Here is a 20,365-nt window from a genome sequence, read left to right on the forward strand (position 1 = left end):
TTTATGATGATTATCGATATTCCGGAACATCAAAGTAAAGTGTATAGCCGTCCAGCAATGAATACAGGCTGTACATGCGGTTTACTTGTTTGTACGCCCAGCCGATGTCTGTTGCGTATTGATGTGTCGCTGTAGCTGACCATCTCATTTTGTACAGTGTATCTTGATTGTAAGCTGTGTTGTGGATATACGATGAGCCTATGAATTTAGCTCCGCCGATAATGGCCGCTTCAGGTGTGAACCAGCCCTGCTCGTACGCATATTTGGCTCCGTAGTAATTCGGATTGCTGTCGTATGCTCCAATTCCATACATGTTGTATACGGTTTTTCCGTTATAGGTTAATCCATTGGCTAAAGCGGATGTCCCGTTTCCTGTTTCCAGAAGAGCGTGTGAGATTAAATACAGTTCGTTGATGCTATATTGATTGGCGGCATCGATAAATGCCTTTGCTCTCCCTGTCAGGATGCCTTTACCCGCAAGCACTTTCTGATTGACCTCAGTAACGCTGAGACCCGCTGTCTGTGACAGCTTGAGAAATTGGAAGTAGTATTTGCTGTCTCTGGAAAAGTTATTCGGATCCACGTATTGAACTACTTCATCACTGCTTGCGTTTCGCCAGCCCAAATTGATCTTAGCCCAGCCGTTTATCTGTCCGATGACTTTCACTTTATCGCCTTTTTTAAACTGGCCGATCACGTTTGTCGGGCTGACTTCCGGCGTTGACCGGATATTTAGTACATCAGCCGTAACGGTTGATGTTGCTGTATTAATGTACGTGAGCGATACGTAAGCCGCTCCGTCTGTTTGCGGACTTACTGTCATTTGTTTTTGGACCATATCACGAAGCGAGAGATTGTAGTTTGTTTTCATGATTTGCGGGCCGTTTTTGATCTTCACGATAGATGATGTCCATCCGTATAATTGTTTTAGCTTCGTTGATGCCGCAGCAGCTGTATCATTGCCTGTGAACTGCTCATTTACGCTGATTTTATAAAGCGTATTGCTTTTCGATGTGTAGCTGGGGATTACACTTTTCGATTTAAGATAGGTTAACCCATTGTTCAATGCTGTTTTGCTGCTGAGCTGTGTTGTCACGATTTTGTATTGTGTATATGCAGTCTGGCCTGTTTTTGATGTTGTGACTGCGATTTTATTTTGTTTGAAAAATGTTAAAACGCGGTCAATCTCTTCTTGGCTGATGATAGCTTCAGTTGTGATTTGATAGCTGCTCGCAGCTGTCTGACCGGTTTTCTGGCTTGCTGCTGATATATGATTCGATTTGAAAAACGTGAGTGCCTGATTGACTTTCGTTTGATCAAGCAGAGATTCGGTTGTGATTTTAAACGTGTCAGCTATTTGTTTTTTGACGGATTTCGCAGAAGCACTCAGCTGATTTTTCTTTAATATGTTCAAACCCTTTGTGACTTTTGCTTGATCTGATGTTTCTTCTGAGATGAGCTGATATTGATTTTCTGCTGTTGATCCAGCTGCTGTTTTTGCAGCTTTTACTTTTTTCTGAGCAAAGAAGGCTGCTGCTTTGTTTGCTTGCTGCTCGCCTAAAACCTTTGCCGTCGTGATTTGATAAGCTGCAGACGTTGTCGTTTTTTTGACGCTGGATGACGTGTAATGCCATTTTTTCTTTTTAAAGAAAGTGTCTATTTTTTGGAGCTGCTGTTTTGTTATACCCTTCATATTCACGGTATATGATGTGCTTTTTCCAACCTGTTGATAACTGCCGGATACGCCGGTGTTTTTCTTGATTTGGCTGATGGCGTCCTTTACTGTACTCAGCCCTTTGAAATAAGCTGATTGGACATTGTATGACTCAACGGTTGTTTTTTGATTGATGGACTTGTAGCTGCCTGTGATGCCAGTGCTCTGTTTCAGCTGCTGCAATAGAGTCTTGGCATTCGCTTCACCTGAAATGGCGGCAGTTGTGAACGAATAATAGGCTTGTCCTTTCACCGTTTCCTTTAATGATGCATGCAGCCCCGATTCCTTTTGGAAGGCGTTTTTGATCTGCGCTGCTCTGCTGTCTCCCACGATTGTGCCAGACTGAATGGTTGTGACAGACACCGTGTGTGTGATGGGCTGATACGAGCTTTTAATCCCCGTTTGCTTGGCCAGGCTCTGGATAAGCGCCTTGACTTTTGTCTCATCAGCAATGTCTGATGTCATGACGTTCATATAGGGCTGAGCTGCTCCGTAAGCTTTTACAGCGCCAGCCACTCCCGTCTCCTGTTTCAGCTTTGCTAAGATATTATTGGCCTGTTTTTCTCCGGAGATGGCACCTGACGAGATGGTGACATATGGCTGTTTGCTTCCAACAGGACTTGACGTTCCTGTAATCGATGTCTGTTTGGCGAGTCCGCTCAGTATTGCTTTCGCTTCTGATTCGCTATGAATGCCTGAGGCGGAAATTTGGTAGGTCGTTGTTGTGCCTGATGCCTGATAGGATGCATCCCAGCCAGTATCTTTTTCCAGTTTGGCGACAGCTTGTGAGGCTTGGCTTTCTGTACTGAACGTATTCGACGGCTCTACTTGATATAGTGAGTAGTCGGTATACGCGGCTGCCTGGGCAGAACCAGACATGGCAAAAAAGGCAAGGGACGCGGCGGATAGAAGCATAGGTGCGATTAGTCTCTTTTTCATTCCTTCTCCTCTTTCTTATTCTATGAGTATATAAAACTAGTTTATTTATCGGCACGCGCATGCTTCATTTATAGGTGAATCACTTCCATTTTCTAATAAAAAAAACTTAACCTCGAAGTGAGATTAAGTTTAAATATGAGACACGATAAGAATACAAGTTCCTTTTATCGTAAAATCGGGCATTTGAGCCGGCAAAATAAAGTGATCACCTTTTTTGAGCGGACATGTTTTGTCCTCATATTTGAGCAAACCGCTTCCTTCTATCACGCTGCAAATCAGAAAGGATTCATCCTGAGTCATTTCAGCTTCGCCATTGATGTCCCATTTATACACCGAAAAATATTCCCCTTGAACAAACGTTTTAATGGTTATGCCTTTTCTTGATTCGGTCGATTCATCTATATACCCGTCCACATGGGGAACCGTGGCCGCATTGACCGCTTTGGCAAAATGAAGCTCTCTCGGACTTCCGTTGCTATCAAGACGGTCATAATCGTACACCCGGTATGTGGCATCTGAATTTTGCTGAGTCTCTAAAACAAGGGCCCCCTTGCACAATGCATGCAGCGTTCCGCTCGGCACATAATAGAAATCACCCGGTTTAATTTTGATTCTTCGCAGCAGGCCCTCCCAGTCACCGCTGTTGATCATTGTGACAAGTTCGGTTTTTGAGCGGGCCGTATGCCCGTAAATGATTTCTGCGTTTTCCTTACAGTCGATAATGTACCAGCATTCCGTCTTGCCGAGTTCTCCCTCTTCGTTTTCTCCAGCATAGTAATCATCAGGGTGAACTTTAATTGACGTATCTTCCTTCACATCCAGCAGCTTTGTCAGAAGCGGGAACCGATCCCCCTCTACACCGCCGAATACTTCACGGTGCTCTTCCCAAAGCTCGATCAATGTCTTTCCTTTATACGGGCCATTTGCAACAGTGCTCGGTCCTTTTGGATGAGCGGAAATGGCCCAGCATTCCCCCGTTGATTCTGAAGGAATACTGTATCCAAATCTATCTCGTAAAGCGGTTCCGCCCCAGATTTTTTCTTTAAACACAGGCGTTAGAAAAATCGGTGATTGCGTCATGATCCGTACCCCTCCCCTGTAAATAACTGATCATCATTTTCCCGGTGCGCCCCTCTTACAAACGCCCGTATAAGCTGTCTTTTTCCGATGACAACATATGTACAAAGCATCATCTTTTCATTACCCCTTCAAAGAAAACGCTTCCTATCTATTATATCACGTCGAAAAGAAGCTTTGTTTCAGCCTTTTCCTCGATAAGAATAATTCTCCTTTTTTGATACAAATTAATAAAAACCGTCAATCTGTTTACGAAGGAGAGAAACTATGCAAATCGACTCTGATCTCCAGAACAATTTAGACACACTGAAAAAAACATTGGGACAAAACGACGATATGATGTTTTATACATTTGCATTCGGAGATAGCAGACAAAAGGCGTGTTTACTGTATATTGACGGTCTGACAGAGAATAAAATGCTGGCGCAATACGTCATTTCTCCTTTACAAAAAGAGGCGTTAGCCCATAAGGAAAGCTCGATTGAAGACTTATCCGCCTTTTTTTTCGGCTTTCACCACAGCGTTGTTTCTACAATGAAAGAAATAGAGCAACTCGTTTTTTCAGGTCAAGCCATTTTGCTCGCTGATGGCTATCGCGGAGGATTAGCTTTTGACACAAAGTCAGTCACAACACGCAGTCTTGATGAACCCTCCTCCGAAGTCGTGGAACGCGGCCCTAAAATAGGATTTATTGAAAAACTGCGGACAAACACGGCGCTTTTACGTGAACGGACGAGTGATCCTAATCTCGTCATCAAAGAAATGACACTCGGAAAAAGGACGAAAAAGAAAATCGCTGTCGCTTATATTCAGGATATCGCCCCAGATTATGTGGTCAAAGAAGTGTTTAAAAGGCTGAAATCAGTCAATATAGATAATTTGCCGGAATCGGGGACGCTTGAACAGCTGATTGAAGACGAACCATTTTCAATTTTCCCCACGATTTTAAGTACAGAACGGCCAGATCGTGTAGAGGCTGCTCTATTAGAAGGACGAGTGTCCATATTAGTGGATGGTACGCCGTTTGCTTTGATTGTACCGGCTACGGTTGACGAATTTATTCATTCGCCCGATGATTACAGCCAGCGCTGGATCCCAATGTCACTTGTACGCCTTCTTCGTTATTCCAGCATCCTGATCACCATTTATTTGCCCGGTCTGTATATTTCTCTCGTTTCTTTTCACACCGGGCTATTGCCGACTAGAATGGCCATTTCCATTGCAGGCAGCAGGCTTAACGTACCGTTCCCGCCTTTTATAGAGGCCTTTATCATGATCTTTACGATCGAATTGATTCGAGAAGCCGGATTAAGGCTGCCTAAGCCGATTGGACAGACAATTGGCCTTATCGGCGGGGTCGTCATCGGACAGGCAGCTGTTCAGGCACAAATTGTCAGTGCGCTTATGGTCATTGTCGTTTCTGTCACAGCACTGGCATCCTTTACCGTTCCTTCATACGCCTATAACTTTCCGCTGCGGATCATTCGGATCGGGGTTATGATAAGTGCAACAGCGCTTGGCATGTATGGTGTTATAATGGTTTATCTGTTTGTGATCGGCCAGCTTATGCGCCTGAAAAGCTTTGGCGAGGATTACATTATCCCGATCATGGCGCAGCCTGGACAGGATTTGAAAGACACAGTCATCCGTATTCCCACGATGTTTTTAAAAAGAAGACCGACACGAAACGATCCTGAAGATAACATCAGACAAAGGTGATGGCTATGAGGAAATCAGAGCATAAACTGACATTTATGCAGACGCTCATTATGATCAGCAGCACACTGATCGGTGCCGGGGTCCTAACCCTTCCCCGCTCAGCTGCCGAAACCGGCAGTCCGAGCGGATGGCTTATGATACTGCTGCAGGGCGTTATTTTTATTATCATTGTTCTGCTTTTTTTGCCTTTCCTTCAAAAAAACAGCGAAAAAACTCTTTTTAAGCTCAACAGCATTGTAGCTGGAAAATTCATCGGCTTTCTATTGAATTTATATATCTGTCTATATTTCATTGGGATTGTTTGCTTTCAAGCTCGGATTTTGGGAGAGGTTGTCGGATTCTTTTTGTTGAAAAATACGCCAATGGCAGTTGTGGTGTTTTTATTTCTTGCAGTTGCCATCTATCATGTGGGCGGAGGCGTTTATTCAATTGCAAAAGTATACGCTTATATTTTTCCTATAACCCTTATTATTTTTATGATGCTTCTGATGTTCAGCTTTCGCTTGTTCCAGTTCGATTTTATCCGGCCTGTTTTTGAAGGAGGCTATCAAAGTTTTTTCTCTTTATTCCCAAAAACACTTTTATATTTCTCAGGATTTGAAATCATCTTTTATCTCGTCCCATTTATGAGAGATCCGAAGCAAGCGAAAAAGGCTGTTGCTTTTGGGATCGGGACTTCTACAGTGTTCTACAGCATTACTTTGTTCATTGTGATTGGCTGTATGACTGTGGCTGAGGCAAAAACGGTGACATGGCCGACTATTTCCCTCATCCACGCATTAGAGGTTCCGGGTATTTTTATTGAACGATTTGATCTGTTTTTACAGCTGACCTGGACAGCTCAGCAATTTACCTGTATGCTCGGATCCTTCAAAGGCGCCCATATCGGGTTAACGGAAATCTTTCATCTAAAAAATAAAAACAATGCTTGGCTGCTGACTGCAATGCTGGTTGCGACGTTTTTCATAACGATGTATCCCAAGGACTTGAATGACGTGTTTTATTACGGGACGCTTCTTGGATATGCTTTCTTAATTGTGATTGCAATTCCATTCTTCGTCTGGCTTTTAAGCTGGGTACAGAAAAAACTTGGGAGGGGTCAGCTGCAATGAAAACAGCAACAAAACTCGCAGTCATGTTTCTTATGCTGCAGGTTCTCTGCGGGTGCTGGGATGTCAAAAATATTGAGAAACTATCTTTCGCCAGAGGGCTGGCGATAGATGAGACAGATGATCACCAGTACAAACTGACGTATCAAAACCTTCTTCCCCAAAGCGAAGACAGCCAAGCATCCGGAAAACCCGAATTTGTCAATGTGACGTCCTACGGGAAAACTATTCTGGAAGCAGTCAGTGATGTATCCATCAAGGACCCTCCTGTTTATAGCGATCATTTAAAAGTGATTCTTTTGGGAGAAAAACTGATGAGGAATCAAAATGTAGACCAAGTCTTCAACCACTTTATCCGGGATGATGAGCTGCGGCGAAGCAGCTATTTGATGGCAGCCAGAGGGAATGCAGCGGATGTTTTCACAAAAGGAAATCCCAATCAGCAGCAGCCGATGCCCTCAGAAAAACTGATTGATTTGACAACTCACAGCGGATATAACGGTAAGATTATGATACCGCTGCGCATCGGCAGAGCATCTATATACTCTCAGAACGGGTACAGTTATCTTATTCAAGCCGTGAAAAACCAAAAGGGAAAAGCCAAGTATGACGGTTCAGGCGTTATCAAAAGAGGCAGCAATAAACTCGTTGGGTTTCTTTCAGCTGATGAAACCCAAACACTGACATGGGTCATGGGGACGATCCAAGGCGGTGTCATGCCAACGACAGATAAAGGACATCCGATTACGTTTGAAATTAAAAAGTCGAAAACGAAAATTAAGCCGGTCATTGAAAACGGAAAACCTGTCTTTCATATTTCTGTTAAAACGAAGGGCATCCTGACAGAAGACCAAAACCCGAATGAAAACTCGTTCAGCAAAAGTTATTTGCACAGGCTGGAAAACATTTTTGAAAAAAAGCTTGAACGAGATGTAAAGCAGGTGATGGATAAACTGCAGCACGAGTATAAAACCGATCCGGTCTTTTTATCAGACCACATAAGGATTCAACACCCTGACTACTGGAATAAAGTAAAAGGGCATTGGGATGAAATATTTTCTGAGGCTGATTTTAAGTACGATATTTCTTTTAAAATCATTAACTTTGGCACGGTGGGAAAGTAAGCAATCAAAAGGGTGCGCATGATCGCGCACCCTTTTTTATGTCCCAACAGTCTGCTGTTTTCCGGCCGATCCTCCCTGTCCGTTTTTGTCCCGTAAATCCTGCTCAATTTCTTCAAGGCTTTTTCCCTTTGTCTCTGTCACTTTAAATCGGACAAATAAGAACGCCATGATACCGATCGCGGCATAAATCAGGAATAAATAACTGATTCCGATCGCTTCCATTAATATTGGATAGGTTAGTGAAACAATCAGTGTCCCAACGTGCAACATTAAGGTCGAAACACCGGTCCCGATTCCTCTGACATGAAGCGGGAACAATTCAGGAAGCATCACCCATACAACCGGTCCCCAGCTGACCGCAAAGACAACGATAAACACGCCTAAACAAATGACGGTCGTCCATGAGGCAGCCGGAGTGTTATCGAAAAAGAGATTTACTAAAGCGAGAACGATCAAGCTGATCACCATGCCCGCATTCCCGAATAGCAGTAACGGCTTTCTTCCAATCTTGTCGATGATTTTAATCGCTACTAATGTCATGACAACATTGACTGTGCCGATTCCGACCGTGCCTAAAATCGAAGCGGAGTTTCCGAATCCGACGTTTGTAAAGGTCTTTGGCGCATAGTAGATGATCGTATTCGTTCCGATAAATTGCTGCAAAAAAGCGAGTCCCAAACCGGCAATAAGTGCTGGGCGCACCCATGGATCGAACAGCTCCTTCAGGCCGCCTTCATCCTGCTTTTCCGCTTCTTTTATATCATGTATTTCCTGATCAATATCTTTTGTGCCACGCAATTTTTCAAGAATGTTCTTCGCTTTGCTTTCTTCGCCATTTGTGAACAGCCAGCGCGGGCTCTCCGGCATAAACAAAATGCCAATGAGCAAGAGCAATGACGGCACAGCAGCCAATCCAAGCATCCAGCGCCACGCTTCGGCATCGGCAAATATGTAATTGACAATGTAAGAAAGAAGGATGCCGACCGTGATCATCAGCTGATTCAGTGATGACAGCGCCCCGCGTTTATGTTTTGGCGCCAGTTCAGATAAATAAAGCGGCACGATCGTCGTCGATGTTCCGACTGCAAGTCCCAAAATGATGCGAAACAGCACCATGACTCCCGTATTCGGGGCCAGCGCCACACCAAGACCGCCAATACAAAACAGCAGCGCGGCCGCCATAATTGCTTTTTTTCTTCCGAAACGGTCAGTCAGCTTGCCGGCCGCTCCTGAGCCTAATATCGCCCCAACCAGCAAGGAGCTGACAACAAGACCTTCTGTAAACGCGTTTAAGCCTAACTCCTTTTTCATAAATAAAATAGCTCCGGAAATCACTCCGGTATCATAGCCATATAACGCGCCTCCAAGAGCTCCGAAAAAATAAAGCCATATATTTGACTGCTTTTTCATAAAAATGACTCCCTTTCTCCATCAGCTGCAATGACATTGTCTGTGGGATTTTTTTAGAAATCTTTTAGCCTCTTTTTCCGGCCATTAAACCTTTTTATTTTGCTGATCATCAGTTTTCCAATCATTTACTTGTATTTTTTTCAATGTCGCCGAAACATTTTACCTGCTGCGGCGTCTAATAAAGGTAGTTCTACACATCCGTAATCTTATTTGTCTAATACTAACATATAGGTATAGGTATTTTTTTCTAAAACTGCCTTTTTTTAAGTTTTGCTACAACAAAGAAAATGGTAAGCTTCAAATATTAAGGAAACGTGAGGTATTGATATGGAGGAACGATTACAACACAAGAAGAAAAAGAGACGTCTGAAAAAATGGGTGAAATTCACAATTGGTTTATTTGCTATTCTAATTATTGTGACTGGTTCAATTAGTACGTATGCTTATATAAAGTTGAACAATGCGTCAAAACAAGCACATATTGATCTAAATGACAATGGTCAATCCGTTAAACGTATCAAAGAATTTGATCCAAAAAAAGACTCATTTACTGTATTACTTCTAGGAATTGATTCAAGAGATTTCAAAGGTGAGACGGTTGACGATGCTCGAAGTGACGCTAATGTCTTAGTAACCTTTAATCGAAAAAATAAATCAGCAACAATGTTAAGTATACCGAGAGATTCTTATGTTAACATCCCTGGCTATGGATATGATAAATTTACACATGCCCATGCATACGGAGGAGTAAAACTCTCGGCGAAAACAGTTGAAAACCTTCTAGATATTCCAGTAGATTATGTAATAGAAAGTAATTTTGACGCTTTTAAAGATGTTGTGGATGAATTAAATGGAGTTAGTATAAATGTGGAAAGTGAAAAAATAGTTAATCAAATTAAAAAAGATACAAAAGGAAAAGTTATATTAAAAACTGGCGTTCAAACACTAAACGGTGAAGAAGCACTAGCTTATGTAAGGACACGTAAAGCTGATACAGATTTTCAACGCGGCCAAAGACAGATGGAAGTTCTAAATGCCATTATAAAAAAATCGAAATCATTGAGCTCTATACCAGCATATGATGATATCGTTGATAGTTTAGGGGAAAATTTAAAGATGAATTTATCGTTAAATGATGCAATCGGTTTATTTCCTTTTATAGCTTCATTAAAATCAGTTGATACTGAACAACTTACCGGATCTGATATGTATCTCTACAGCTCTCGTGAGCGAAAAAAACTTTATTATTTGAAACTAAATAGTGATAAGCTAGAAGAAGTAAAAACCGAACTGAAAAATGACATAAACAACTAATTTTACCGGAATGGTTTACTGCCATTCCGTTTTTTTCGCTCAATTTGTTGAAAATTATCAAAGTAACGTTTAGCCTTGATTTATATGGATTATGTTTCACAGGCAAGCTGAACATACTACACGAAGCAGCTTCATTTTTAAGGAGGTTCCCCTACATATGAAATGTATTGCGATTGATCTAGACGGAACATTACTGAATAAAGAAAGCGTCATTTCTGCGGAAAACAGAGAGGCGATCAAGCGGGCCGTTGATGCCGGCATCCTCGTCACCATTTGCACGGGAAGAGCGACATTTGATGTAAAAGCGCTGCTGGATGACTTGGACATCCCTATCATTGCAGCTAATGGCGGTACGATCCATGACACGGGTTACCGTTTGATCAGCCGGACATTAATGGATCAGGAAGCCGGTAAAGCGATTGCTGATTACTTACTTTCAAAAAACATTTACTTTGAGGTATATACAGATGACCATCTGCTTTCTCCTTTTGACGGTGAAGCTAAGCTGCACGCGGAGCTTGACATTCTAAAGAGCGCAAACCCAAACGAGCAGAAGGATGACTTGTGGCAAGGAGCCATGACTCAATTCAAACAGTTTGGCATTAAACCAATCCCTCATATCGAATCGGTTTTTGACGGCGGTGAAAACATTTATAAGCTTCTTTGCTTCTCCTTTGATATGGACAAGCTGAAACAAGCGAAGGAAGAACTGAAGCATCATAAAAAACTGGCGCAAACCTCTTCAGGAAAACATATTATCGAAATCCTGCCGGCCTCGTCAGGAAAAGGACGCGCGTTAACAAAGCTGGCTGACCTATACGGAATTGAAACACAGGATATCTATGCGATCGGCGATAGTCCAAACGATTTGTCCATGTTTGAAGTCGCCGGACACCGTATCGCCATGGAAAATGCGATTGATGAATTAAAAGAAAAAAGCACCTTTGTCACAAAAAGCAATGACGAAAATGGTGTGGCCTACTTTATAGACCAGCTTCTTTCAGGCCAATATGCATAAAGAAAAGACTCCAGAGATTGGAGTCTTTTTCTTTTATTGCACCCGTATACTTCCTGCGTATTTATCCTTCCAATATGTGCTCGTGTTCATATTGGTAATGGTCACGCCGTTTGATAATGTGACATGAACAACTTGTCCGTTTCCGATATAGATGGAGGGATTTAAGCTTGTTGATTGAAAGAACACAATGTCTCCCGGCTTCAGGTCCGCCTTCTCAATCTTAGTTCCGGCATTGTACTGGCTTGTTGCGTATCGAGGCAGGGAAATACCGGCTGCTTTCTGGTATACATATTGGACAAATCCAGCTGTATCAAATCCTGTCTCAGGTGTTACTCCGCCCTGTTTGTAAGGAACTTCACCAACATAAAGCGTCGCTTCGGAAACAATCGGATTTTCTTTCGGGATTGTCAGGTTGTCAAATCGGCGAATACCCGTCATCTTCGATTTCCAGTAATCCTCTGACAAATAGGAAATGGTTACTTTTTCTGATCTGCTCGCCTGGATGAACCTGCCTGCGCCCGCATAAATGCCTGCATGTGAAATTCCCGTTTTATACGTATTGCTGAAATAGACGACATCACCAGGCTTTATGTTCTGAGGGGCTATCTTCTCGCCCACTGCCCACTGCTGTTCTGCTGATCGCGGCAGATAAATGCCGAGTGCCTGTTGAAACACATATTGCACAAGCCCCGAGCAATCAAAGCCCTCTGACGGCGTGCTTCCGCCAAACACATATGGGACACCGATATATTTTTCGGCCTCCTGAACGACAGGAACATCAGCCGTTGCCGGATCGGCAGCGATTCGTCTCGCTCCGATATAAGTTCCGCTCCAATAGCTGCTTTTTTTGTAATTGGTGATGATAACCCCTTTTGACTGTGTACTGTGAACCATTTGGCCGTCTCCGATATAAAGGGCGTCATGTGTCGGAACAGTGCCGGTGCTTCCCTCTTTCTTGAAAAACAAAATATCACCCGGCTTCAGGTTTTCCGGCTTTACAGCTGTTCCGATTTTATACTGGTCGTTTACAGATCTCGGCAGATGAATATCAGCCTTACTGAACACATATTGTATCAATCCTGATGGATCGAAACCCTCTTTTGGCGTTTCCCCGCCATATTTATACTGATATCCAAGCAGGTTTTTTGCTTCGCTGACAATCAATTCTGATGATGTATCAGCTTCCGCAATCTCCGCTTTTGTCATAATTGGAACCAAAAAACAAATGATAACCGCCACAAGCAAAAACTTCTTCCAGTTTGCCAGTGTGTTCACTTTTATTATCTCCTCCTCTTTTTGCAGTTTTAACATCGGTATTTTTTTGAATATGTTAAGAGACTTTTTAATATTTTTACAGAATGAATATGCTGGGCAAATAAAAAGAGAGTGTCTCCTCAGACACTCTCTTTTTTGAATTATTTATTGGCGTTTACCGGTTCTTCCTGCTGTTGGATTTTATTCATTTCCATATCAATCTTCTGTTTTTCCTGATCTGTCAGCTGATCATTGAATTTAAAAGCTGACATAAACATGAACACGATGGCTACGGCAACAAACGGCCAGATGGCTTTTACAAATTTCATCTTTATCACTCCGTTTATTTAGATTTTAGTTTGTCACTATGATCAATATCAAACGTCAGTTTTCCGTCTTCTACTTTCCAAGCGAAATTAGAGTCTTTCGTCAGTTCGCGAATAATGGTTTTCTGTTTAAGGCTGTCTTTTTTCACAGGTGCAGGTGTCGCTTCATGGATATCGATCGGTGTCACTTCAAAGCGGCCTGTTCCATTTTTCTTCAGGTGATACTGAACCAGTGCACTGTCTCTTGTTCTCGTCCAGCCTTGATCAAAGACAAAGTTGCCGAGGCTGTAGAAAATGACGGTTCCGTTATATACTTCAATCGGTTCTAAGACGTGCGGGTGATGGCCGACGATGATGTCAGCTCCCGCATCAGACATGGCTCTTGCAAGCTGGCGCTGGCGGTCATTTGGATCATTGTCATACTCTTGTCCCCAGTGTGACTGCACAACAACAATGTCAGCATGTTTTTCCGCTTCTGAAATCATAGGGATGAAGATTTCAGGATCTGCGGGCAGCACGCCCGGCGTATTCTTTTTAGCCGCGAAACCTTTCCCGGACACATCGGTAAAGCCAAGCGTTGCAATCGTTACCCCGTTGACTTTCTGGTACGAAATTTTCTTTTTCGCATCACTTAAGCTGTATCCCGCTCCAACGATATCAAGGTTTTGCTTCGCAAATTCTCCAAGTGTATCTTTCATGCCCTGAACGCCGTAATCCATTGCGTGGTTGTTGGCGCTGTTGAGAACTGTGAAATTCATGTCCTTCAAGACTTTTACTGATTCCTTATTCGTCTGCAGATGAATCTTTTTATCTGCTTGTTTATAATTCTTTTGATAGGTTACCGGGTTTTCAAAGTTTCCTGCTACATAATCCGAAGCTCTAAAGATCGGTTCAACATATTGAAAAATACTGTCTGCCCCTTTTTGCTCCGTTACTTTTTCAACATAGCGTCCCATCATAATATCGCCTACAAATGAGGCTGAGAGTACGTCGTCAGAATACGTTTTGACCTTCGGCGTTTCCGCTTTTCCCGCCCACATGAAAGCGAACATAAGGACAAAAACGATCGGAATGGCAATAAATACGTGCTTATTGGTTTTCTTTTTTTGCTGTTTTGTCAGCTTTAGCAGCTTTTCATGAAAGCTCAGTTCTTTTTTCATCGTTTGACACACCTTACATTAAATTAAGTAGTAAACAAACATGATTGCAAAGGTCGCTCCGCTCAATAGCAGCGTGCTTCCGAACGTAATAGTTAAACCTTGTTTCTGAATGGTATTGGCAATTAAACCTGGCACGATGATGCCGATTCCTCGAAATTCTGCGATTTCAAATGGTACAATCGGGTATAGAAAATCAAACGCGATTTTCAGGACGATCCCTGTTATCAGCATGGCAGCGAATTTTCTGCGTCCGTACAAAATCATAAATTTTGATAAACCGTATTTCACAATAACATACGTGAGCAAGCTCACTAGCAAAACAAGTAAAATAAAGACCGGCTGATTAAACACAAGTCCTAAATATCCCGGTACAACAAGTCCTGCCGGCACGATCCCTGTTTTTTCCGCAAAAATTAAACTGAGTAGTACACCTAAAATTAGTGCGATGTATAAATCTGATCCGAACATGTCTGCATTTCCCCCTAGCTTACGAGCTGCTTTACCTTGTATTCGTGGATTTTTTCTATTAAAGGCTCTGCGGCACCATGAATATTGCCGACGCCATATATGACACGGTTGTGCATTCTTTTCTTTAACAATTCCATAATTTCATCTGTTGACTTATACTCTAGATCATGCAGTTTGTCTGCAGGAATTTTGCCTTCTTCGTAGGCTTTTACGATCGGTTCTGTTGTTTCACCGATTAAGATCAGTTCACTTGCTTCAATATAAGGCAATACGTCATTTGCGAATTGCTGTGTCCGATCGACACGGTCTGCGCGGCAGTTCATGATGATGATCGGATCATCGGTCGGGTAACCGATTTCTTTTACACGTTTCCATATATTCAAAGTAGAAGAAGCGTCGTTAGCAGCAAACCCATTAACAAAGTGCCCAGGCTCGCTCGGACTGATCAGCGGAAGAATTCTCATTGCTCCCGGATCTGGCGGCGCATTCAGCATTCCCTTAAATGCTGTTTCTTCGTCAATGCCGAGTGCTTGAGCCACACCCAGCGCCAGAGAAGCGTTATCAGGGAATACCATGTATTCAAATTTACGTAAATATTCATCTGTAATTTTTGAGTTATCAGCAATGATGACTTTTGTGTTTCGTTCTTTTGCTTTTTGTTTAAAGAACTCGGTATATTCACTATTTGTAATGACAAGATGGCCATTATAAGGAATTGTAGCGGTAAACGCTTCTGCAATTTCATCAAGCGTCGGCCCCATGACATCCATATGGTCTTCTAAAACATTCACAATGACGCCGATATTGGCCTGCAGAAGTTCTTCCTGAAAGATGATTTGATAATCTGGGTTAACAGCCATGCATTCACTGACAATCGCGTTAGCCCCTCTTTCTACTGTTTCTCTCATGACTTCTTTTTGCTCTCCGATATTCGGCCCCTGAGGTTTCCGTTTAATCGGCTTTTCCTCCGGTGTGTCCCAGTAAATCATTCTTGCATCTGTTCCTGTTGTTTTTCCAACAGTCTTGTAACCGGCTTCTATTAATATTCCGGTTGTCAGCCTTGTCACAGTCGATTTTCCGCGGATGCCGTTAATATTCACCCGAACAGGGAGGGCATCAATGTTTTTCTGATGTCGTCGTTTTTCTAATATTCCGATGACCAGTATGACAGCACAGGCTATAATGAGTAACCACATTGCTTTTCGACATCTCCTTCTATATTGTTGTAAATTCATTCATCAGTATATAGAATCACTATGAATTCTCAATCGGCATTATGTAACATAATCTTCCCTAATCGACTAAGCCAAACTTCTCTTTTGAAAGAGATTTTATACCTACAAACTGTTTTCTATTTTTGGAAAACAGCAGGACTTACACCTTATCACTTTTTTTAAAAATCAAAGAGAATGCGCTTTCATTTTTCTCCTGATATCCTTCTGGACGTATAGTCACACCCCGCTGTTTGTATTTAATATGCATTTCAAATCAATCTTTTTTTCAGCCTGTGTTATCAAGCATCTCCTGCTATCATGCGTGTTTCCGGTTCTTATGAACACAAAATAGTTTTATCCTGTTTCTTAAGGACAAGGTCATAATGTCATCCTTTCTGCATGGAAGCGGCAATATTAGGCCCATTCCAAAATGACTAATGGGACCAGCCATGAAAACGCTAAACATACGAGTCCGAATTCTCTAACATAATTAAACATTTTCTGGGATGATAGTCTTTTCTGTTTCTCACCATTTACAGGTCTAAACGCATGACTTTGAAACAATTTTAATAAAACTTAATATTTGTTCAAGAAATCTTCATCCATATTTGTGAAGACTTTGTCAAAAAAAGAGTGAAAACCTTAAATTTTTCAATTATATATACAATTTACAAGTAGATTTCTTTTGATATTTTTATTGCTAACTTCGGATTGTTCATGATAATCTATCTGTGTAAACGGTTACATAAACAAGGAGGAGCTGTTTTGGCTACAATTAAAGATGTCGCCGGAGCGGCGGGCGTTTCAGTTGCAACGGTTTCCCGCGTCCTGAATGATAACGGCTATGTACACGAAGAAACGCGAACGCGTGTCATAGCTGCGATGGCGAAGCTGAACTATTACCCGAATGAAGTCGCCAGATCTCTATATAAAAGAGAATCCCGACTGATCGGACTTTTGCTCCCGGATATCACAAACCCTTTCTTCCCCCAGCTTGCCCGCGGTGCGGAGGATGAATTGAACCGGGAAGGCTATCGCCTTATTTTCGGCAACAGTGACGAGGAATTGAAAAAAGAACTTGAATACCTTCAAACCTTTAAGCAAAATCATGTCGCAGGCATTATTGCCGCAACAAATTACCCGGATCTCGAGGAATACAGCGGCATGAATTATCCAGTTGTTTTTCTGGACAGAACACTTGAAGGGGCTCCTTCTGTGTCCAGTGACGGCTATACAGGAGGAAAGTTAGCCGCTCAGGCTATCATTCACGGGAAAAGCCAGCGCATTACGCTCTTGAGAGGACCCGCTCACCTGCCGACCGCTCAAGATCGATTTAACGGTGCTTTGGAAATCTTAAAGCAGGCTGAAGTTGATTTTCAGGTCATTGAGACGGCTTCATTTTCAATTAAAGATGCACAATCGATGGCGAAGGAGCTGTTTGCCGCTTATCCAGCGACAGATGGTGTGATCGCGAGTAATGATATTCAAGCCGCTGCCGTTTTACATGAAGCATTGCGGCGCGGAAAAAACGTGCCGGAGGACATTCAAATTATCGGCTATGATGACATTCCGCAAAGCGGACTTCTGTTCCCGCCACTTTCTACAATTAAACAGCCCGCATATGATATGGGGAGAGAAGCTGCCAAACTGCTTTTGGGTATCATCAAAAAACAGCCGCTGGCAGAAACGGCAATTCAAATGCCTGTCACCTATATAGGAAGAAAGACGACAAGAAAGGAAGATTAAGATGCGTAATATTTGTGTGATTGGTAGCTGTTCTATGGATTTAGTGGTCACCTCTGACAAACGCCCAAAAGCCGGTGAAACGGTTCTTGGCACGTCATTTCAGACTGTGCCGGGCGGCAAAGGAGCAAATCAGGCCGTTGCCGCAGCCAGACTTGGGGCGCAAGTGTTTATGGTTGGCAAGGTTGGAGACGATCATTATGGAACAGCTATTTTGAATAATCTCAAAGCTAACGGCGTTTGCACTGACTATATGGAACCGGTTACACAGACGGAAAGCGGAACCGCTCATATTGTGCTTGCTGAAGGCGACAACAGCATTGTCGTTGTCAAAGGCGCGAACGATGACATCACCCCAGCGTATGCGTTAAACGCACTCGAACAGATTGAAAAGGTCGATATGGTGCTGATTCAGCAGGAAATCCCAGAAGAAACGGTTGATGAGGTGTGCAAATACTGCCATTCTCACGATATCCCGATCATGCTAAACCCAGCACCGGCCCGCCCGCTCAAGCAGGAAACAATTGATCACGCTACCTATCTGACGCCGAATGAACACGAGGCTTCGATTTTATTCCCTGAGCTTACCATTTCTGAAGCTCTGGCGCTTTATCCGGCAAAGCTCTTTATTACGGAAGGAAAACAAGGCGTCCGCTATTCGGCTGGCAGCAAAGAGGTGCTCATCCCGTCCTTCCCTGTAGAGCCCGTTGATACAACCGGAGCCGGTGATACGTTTAACGCAGCCTTTGCCGTAGCCCTGGCTGAGGGAAAAGATATTGAAGCCGCATTGCGGTTTGCCAATCGTGCCGCTTCCCTTTCTGTCTGTTCCTTCGGTGCCCAAGGCGGAATGCCGACAAGAAATGAAGTAGAGGAGCTGCTGTCATGAAAAAACACGGTATACTGAACAGCCATCTTGCCAAGATTTTAGCAGACCTTGGCCACACTGATAAAATTGTCATCGCGGATGCCGGACTGCCGGTTCCTGACGGCGTTTTGAAAATTGATCTTTCACTGAAGCCGGGCCTTCCGGCTTTCCAAGATACAGCGGCAGTGCTCGCTGACGAGATGGTCATCGAAAAAGTCATTGCTGCAGCTGACATAAAAGCATCCAATCAGGAGAATGCGAAATTTCTAGAGAATCTTTTCTCTGAACAAGAGATTGAATACCTTTCTCACGAGGAGTTTAAGCTGCTGACAAAAGAAGCAAAGGCAGTCATAAGAACAGGAGAATTCACACCATATGCCAACTGCATCCTGCAGGCGGGTGTGCTTTTCTAGAAAGGAGGATGAAACATGCAGATTGAAATGAAAGACATTCATAAAGCATTCGGAAAAAACCAGGTGCTGTCAGGTGTTTCCTTTCAGCTCATGCCTGGCGAGGTTCACGCATTAATGGGAGAAAACGGCGCCGGCAAGTCCACGCTTATGAACATTTTGACAGGCCTGCACAAATCGGATCATGGTCAAATCAGCATAAACGGAAACGAAACGTATTTTTCCAATCCAAAAGAAGCGGAACAGCATGGAATAGCCTTTATCCATCAGGAATTGAATATCTGGCCGGAAATGACCGTTCTTGAGAATCTATTTATCGGTAAAGAGATATCCTCCAAGCTGGGCGTCTTACAAACAAGAAAAATGAAAGCGCTAGCAAAGGAGCAGTTTGACAAACTCTCCGTCTCTCTTTCTCTTGATCAAGAAGCCGGCGAATGTTCCGTCGGACAGCAGCAAATGATCGAAATCGCAAAAGCGCTTATGACAAATGCCGAGGTCATCATTATGGATGAACCGACCGCAGCGTTGACTGAACGTGAAATCAGCAAGCTCTTTGAGGTCATTACAGCGTTAAAAAAGAACGGCGTCTCCATTGTCTATATTTCGCATCGCATGGAAGAAATTTTTGCGATTTGCGACAGAATTACCATCATGCGTGACGGAAAAACGGTAGATACAACAAACATCTCAGAAACTGATTTTGATGAAGTCGTCAAAAAAATGGTCGGACGGGAGCTGACTGAACGATATCCAAAACGCACTCCTTCTCTCGGTGACAAAGTATTCGAGGTGAAAAATGCTTCCGTAAAAGGGAGTTTTGAGGACGTCAGCTTTTATGTTCGTTCCGGTGAAATCGTCGGTGTTTCGGGATTGATGGGAGCCGGCCGGACAGAAATGATGAGAGCGCTGTTCGGCGTTGACAGGCTGGACACGGGTGAGATATGGATCGCTGGGAAAAAAACGGCTATTAAGAACCCGCAGGAAGCCGTGAAAAAAGGTCTCGGCTTTATTACAGAGAATCGCAAGGATGAAGGGCTCCTGCTCGACACCTCGATCCGCGAAAATATTGCCCTGCCCAATCTGTCCAGCTTCTCACCAAAGGGTCTCATTGATCATAAGCGGGAGGCTGAATTTGTCGATCTGTTAATCAAACGCCTCACTATCAAAACAGCATCACCGGAAACGCACGCACGCCATTTATCAGGAGGAAACCAGCAAAAAGTGGTGATAGCCAAGTGGATCGGCATCGGACCGAAAGTGCTTATCTTGGATGAGCCAACAAGAGGTGTGGATGTTGGCGCCAAACGAGAGATTTATACGCTGATGAATGAGCTGACCGAACGCGGCGTCGCTATCATCATGGTGTCATCAGAGCTGCCTGAAATTCTGGGAATGAGCGATCGGATTATCGTTGTCCATGAAGGCAGAATCAGCGGAGAAATCCATGCGCGAGAAGCAACACAAGAACGAATTATGACACTTGCCACGGGAGGGCGGTAAT

General features: G+C 43.2%; 17 protein-coding genes. 9 read left to right on the plus strand and 8 right to left on the minus strand.

All coding sequences use genetic code 11. From position 1 onward, the window contains the following. Positions 1 to 10: 10 nt before the first annotated feature. Both lytD and manA read right to left on the minus strand, forming a co-directional pair. Complete coding sequence (gene lytD / locus ACFVP7_RS19620) at positions 11 to 2,653, minus strand: beta-N-acetylglucosaminidase LytD (protein ID WP_338731198.1); 2,643 nt, start codon at positions 2,651 to 2,653, stop codon at positions 11 to 13. A 129-nt stretch (positions 2,654 to 2,782) separates the two neighbouring features. Then, positions 2,783 to 3,733, minus strand: coding sequence for a mannose-6-phosphate isomerase, class I (manA, locus tag ACFVP7_RS19625; RefSeq protein ID WP_046160922.1), 951 nt, complete (start codon positions 3,731 to 3,733; stop codon positions 2,783 to 2,785). Positions 3,734 to 3,997: 264 nt separating this feature from the next. Here manA and gerBA point away from each other — a divergent pair, with 264 nt between their 5' ends. From gerBA to gerBC, 3 genes are read left to right on the plus strand one after another with little or no spacing between them, the layout of a single operon-like run. After that, on the plus strand, positions 3,998 to 5,449 hold the full coding sequence (gerBA, locus tag ACFVP7_RS19630; RefSeq protein ID WP_338731201.1) for a spore germination protein GerBA: 1,452 nt from the start codon (positions 3,998 to 4,000) through the stop codon (positions 5,447 to 5,449). A gap of 5 nt (positions 5,450 to 5,454) precedes the next feature. Then, positions 5,455 to 6,561, plus strand: a complete 1,107-nt coding sequence (gerBB, locus tag ACFVP7_RS19635; RefSeq protein WP_338731203.1) for a spore germination protein GerBB — start codon at positions 5,455 to 5,457, stop codon at positions 6,559 to 6,561. Then, entirely contained in the window at positions 6,558 to 7,682 is a 1,125-nt protein-coding gene (gerBC, locus tag ACFVP7_RS19640) for a spore germination protein GerBC (RefSeq protein ID WP_024571919.1), read from the plus strand. Before gerBB ends, gerBC begins: the two co-directional genes overlap by 4 nt. 36 nt (positions 7,683 to 7,718) lie before the next feature. Here gerBC and ACFVP7_RS19645 read toward each other — a convergent pair whose 3' ends face one another. Beyond that, positions 7,719 to 9,092 (minus strand): sugar porter family MFS transporter, encoded by a 1,374-nt coding sequence (locus tag ACFVP7_RS19645; RefSeq protein WP_024571920.1) that lies wholly within the window; start codon positions 9,090 to 9,092, stop codon positions 7,719 to 7,721. A 327-nt stretch (positions 9,093 to 9,419) separates the two neighbouring features. Between ACFVP7_RS19645 and ACFVP7_RS19650 the strand changes: the two genes are divergently transcribed. Both ACFVP7_RS19650 and ywtE read left to right on the plus strand, forming a co-directional pair. Next, a complete protein-coding gene (locus tag ACFVP7_RS19650) occupies positions 9,420 to 10,406 on the plus strand; it encodes an LCP family protein (RefSeq protein ID WP_116315778.1) in 987 nt (328 codons plus the stop codon). A gap of 157 nt (positions 10,407 to 10,563) precedes the next feature. Continuing rightward, on the plus strand, positions 10,564 to 11,424 hold the full coding sequence (gene ywtE, locus ACFVP7_RS19655) for a 5-amino-6-(5-phospho-D-ribitylamino)uracil phosphatase YwtE (protein WP_396582752.1): 861 nt from the start codon (positions 10,564 to 10,566) through the stop codon (positions 11,422 to 11,424). 33 nt (positions 11,425 to 11,457) lie between these two features. On the opposite strand, the gene pgdS is transcribed toward ywtE, so the two are convergent. The 5 genes from pgdS to pgsB all read right to left on the minus strand — a co-directional run bounded on the left by pgdS (position 11,458) and on the right by pgsB (position 15,828). Continuing rightward, positions 11,458 to 12,699, minus strand: a complete 1,242-nt coding sequence (pgdS, locus tag ACFVP7_RS19660) for a gamma-DL-glutamyl hydrolase (protein ID WP_134154605.1) — start codon at positions 12,697 to 12,699, stop codon at positions 11,458 to 11,460. A 140-nt stretch (positions 12,700 to 12,839) separates the two neighbouring features. Next, positions 12,840 to 13,007 carry an extrachromosomal elements maintenance protein EdmS gene (gene edmS, locus ACFVP7_RS19665; RefSeq protein WP_003227896.1) on the minus strand — a complete coding sequence of 56 codons (168 nt, stop codon included), beginning with the start codon at positions 13,005 to 13,007 and terminating at the stop codon, positions 12,840 to 12,842. 14 nt (positions 13,008 to 13,021) lie between these two features. Continuing rightward, positions 13,022 to 14,164, minus strand: coding sequence for a capsular polyglutamate synthetase PgsA (gene pgsA, locus ACFVP7_RS19670; protein ID WP_338731221.1), 1,143 nt, complete (start codon positions 14,162 to 14,164; stop codon positions 13,022 to 13,024). Between the two features lie 18 nt (positions 14,165 to 14,182). Then, positions 14,183 to 14,632: a poly-gamma-glutamate biosynthesis protein PgsC gene (gene pgsC, locus ACFVP7_RS19675; protein ID WP_003227889.1), complete on the minus strand. Its 450-nt coding sequence runs from the start codon at positions 14,630 to 14,632 to the stop codon at positions 14,183 to 14,185. Positions 14,633 to 14,646: 14 nt separating this feature from the next. Further along, positions 14,647 to 15,828: a poly-gamma-glutamate synthase PgsB gene (pgsB, locus tag ACFVP7_RS19680; protein ID WP_338731223.1), complete on the minus strand. Its 1,182-nt coding sequence runs from the start codon at positions 15,826 to 15,828 to the stop codon at positions 14,647 to 14,649. 783 nt (positions 15,829 to 16,611) lie between these two features. On the opposite strand from pgsB, the gene ACFVP7_RS19685 reads away from it, so the two are divergent. The 4 genes from ACFVP7_RS19685 to rbsA are packed head-to-tail and all read left to right on the plus strand — an operon-like array spanning position 16,612 to position 20,364. Continuing rightward, positions 16,612 to 17,592 (plus strand): LacI family DNA-binding transcriptional regulator, encoded by a 981-nt coding sequence (locus tag ACFVP7_RS19685; RefSeq protein WP_015714821.1) that lies wholly within the window; start codon positions 16,612 to 16,614, stop codon positions 17,590 to 17,592. Between the two features lies 1 nt (position 17,593). Beyond that, entirely contained in the window at positions 17,594 to 18,475 is an 882-nt protein-coding gene (rbsK, locus tag ACFVP7_RS19690) for a ribokinase (RefSeq protein ID WP_338731225.1), read from the plus strand. Then, positions 18,472 to 18,867, plus strand: a complete 396-nt coding sequence (rbsD, locus tag ACFVP7_RS19695; protein WP_021480755.1) for a D-ribose pyranase — start codon at positions 18,472 to 18,474, stop codon at positions 18,865 to 18,867. Before rbsK ends, rbsD begins: the two co-directional genes overlap by 4 nt. A 15-nt stretch (positions 18,868 to 18,882) precedes the next feature. After that, a complete protein-coding gene (rbsA, locus tag ACFVP7_RS19700; protein WP_032726997.1) occupies positions 18,883 to 20,364 on the plus strand; it encodes a ribose ABC transporter ATP-binding protein RbsA in 1,482 nt (493 codons plus the stop codon). Position 20,365: the final 1 nt, after the last annotated feature.

Source organism: Bacillus sp. SG20033, from assembly GCF_044570195.1.
GTDB classification, from domain to species: Bacteria; Bacillota; Bacilli; order Bacillales; family Bacillaceae; genus Bacillus; species Bacillus subtilis.

Coding starts and splice junctions, on each gene's coding strand:
- lytD (WP_338731198.1), bottom strand. CDS start 2,653: ATGAAAAAGAGACTAATCGCACCTATGCTTCTATCCGCCGCGTCCCTT.
- manA (WP_046160922.1), bottom strand. CDS start 3,733: ATGACGCAATCACCGATTTTTCTAACGCCTGTGTTTAAAGAAAAAATC.
- gerBA (WP_338731201.1), top strand. CDS start 3,998: ATGCAAATCGACTCTGATCTCCAGAACAATTTAGACACACTGAAAAAA.
- gerBB (WP_338731203.1), top strand. CDS start 5,455: ATGAGGAAATCAGAGCATAAACTGACATTTATGCAGACGCTCATTATG.
- gerBC (WP_024571919.1), top strand. CDS start 6,558: ATGAAAACAGCAACAAAACTCGCAGTCATGTTTCTTATGCTGCAGGTT.
- ACFVP7_RS19645 (WP_024571920.1), bottom strand. CDS start 9,092: ATGAAAAAGCAGTCAAATATATGGCTTTATTTTTTCGGAGCTCTTGGA.
- ACFVP7_RS19650 (WP_116315778.1), top strand. CDS start 9,420: ATGGAGGAACGATTACAACACAAGAAGAAAAAGAGACGTCTGAAAAAA.
- ywtE (WP_396582752.1), top strand. CDS start 10,564: ATGAAATGTATTGCGATTGATCTAGACGGAACATTACTGAATAAAGAA.
- edmS (WP_003227896.1), bottom strand. CDS start 13,007: ATGAAATTTGTAAAAGCCATCTGGCCGTTTGTTGCCGTAGCCATCGTG.
- pgsA (WP_338731221.1), bottom strand. CDS start 14,164: ATGAAAAAAGAACTGAGCTTTCATGAAAAGCTGCTAAAGCTGACAAAA.
- pgsC (WP_003227889.1), bottom strand. CDS start 14,632: ATGTTCGGATCAGATTTATACATCGCACTAATTTTAGGTGTACTACTC.
- pgsB (WP_338731223.1), bottom strand. CDS start 15,828: ATGTGGTTACTCATTATAGCCTGTGCTGTCATACTGGTCATCGGAATA.
- rbsK (WP_338731225.1), top strand. CDS start 17,594: ATGCGTAATATTTGTGTGATTGGTAGCTGTTCTATGGATTTAGTGGTC.
- rbsD (WP_021480755.1), top strand. CDS start 18,472: ATGAAAAAACACGGTATACTGAACAGCCATCTTGCCAAGATTTTAGCA.
- rbsA (WP_032726997.1), top strand. CDS start 18,883: ATGCAGATTGAAATGAAAGACATTCATAAAGCATTCGGAAAAAACCAG.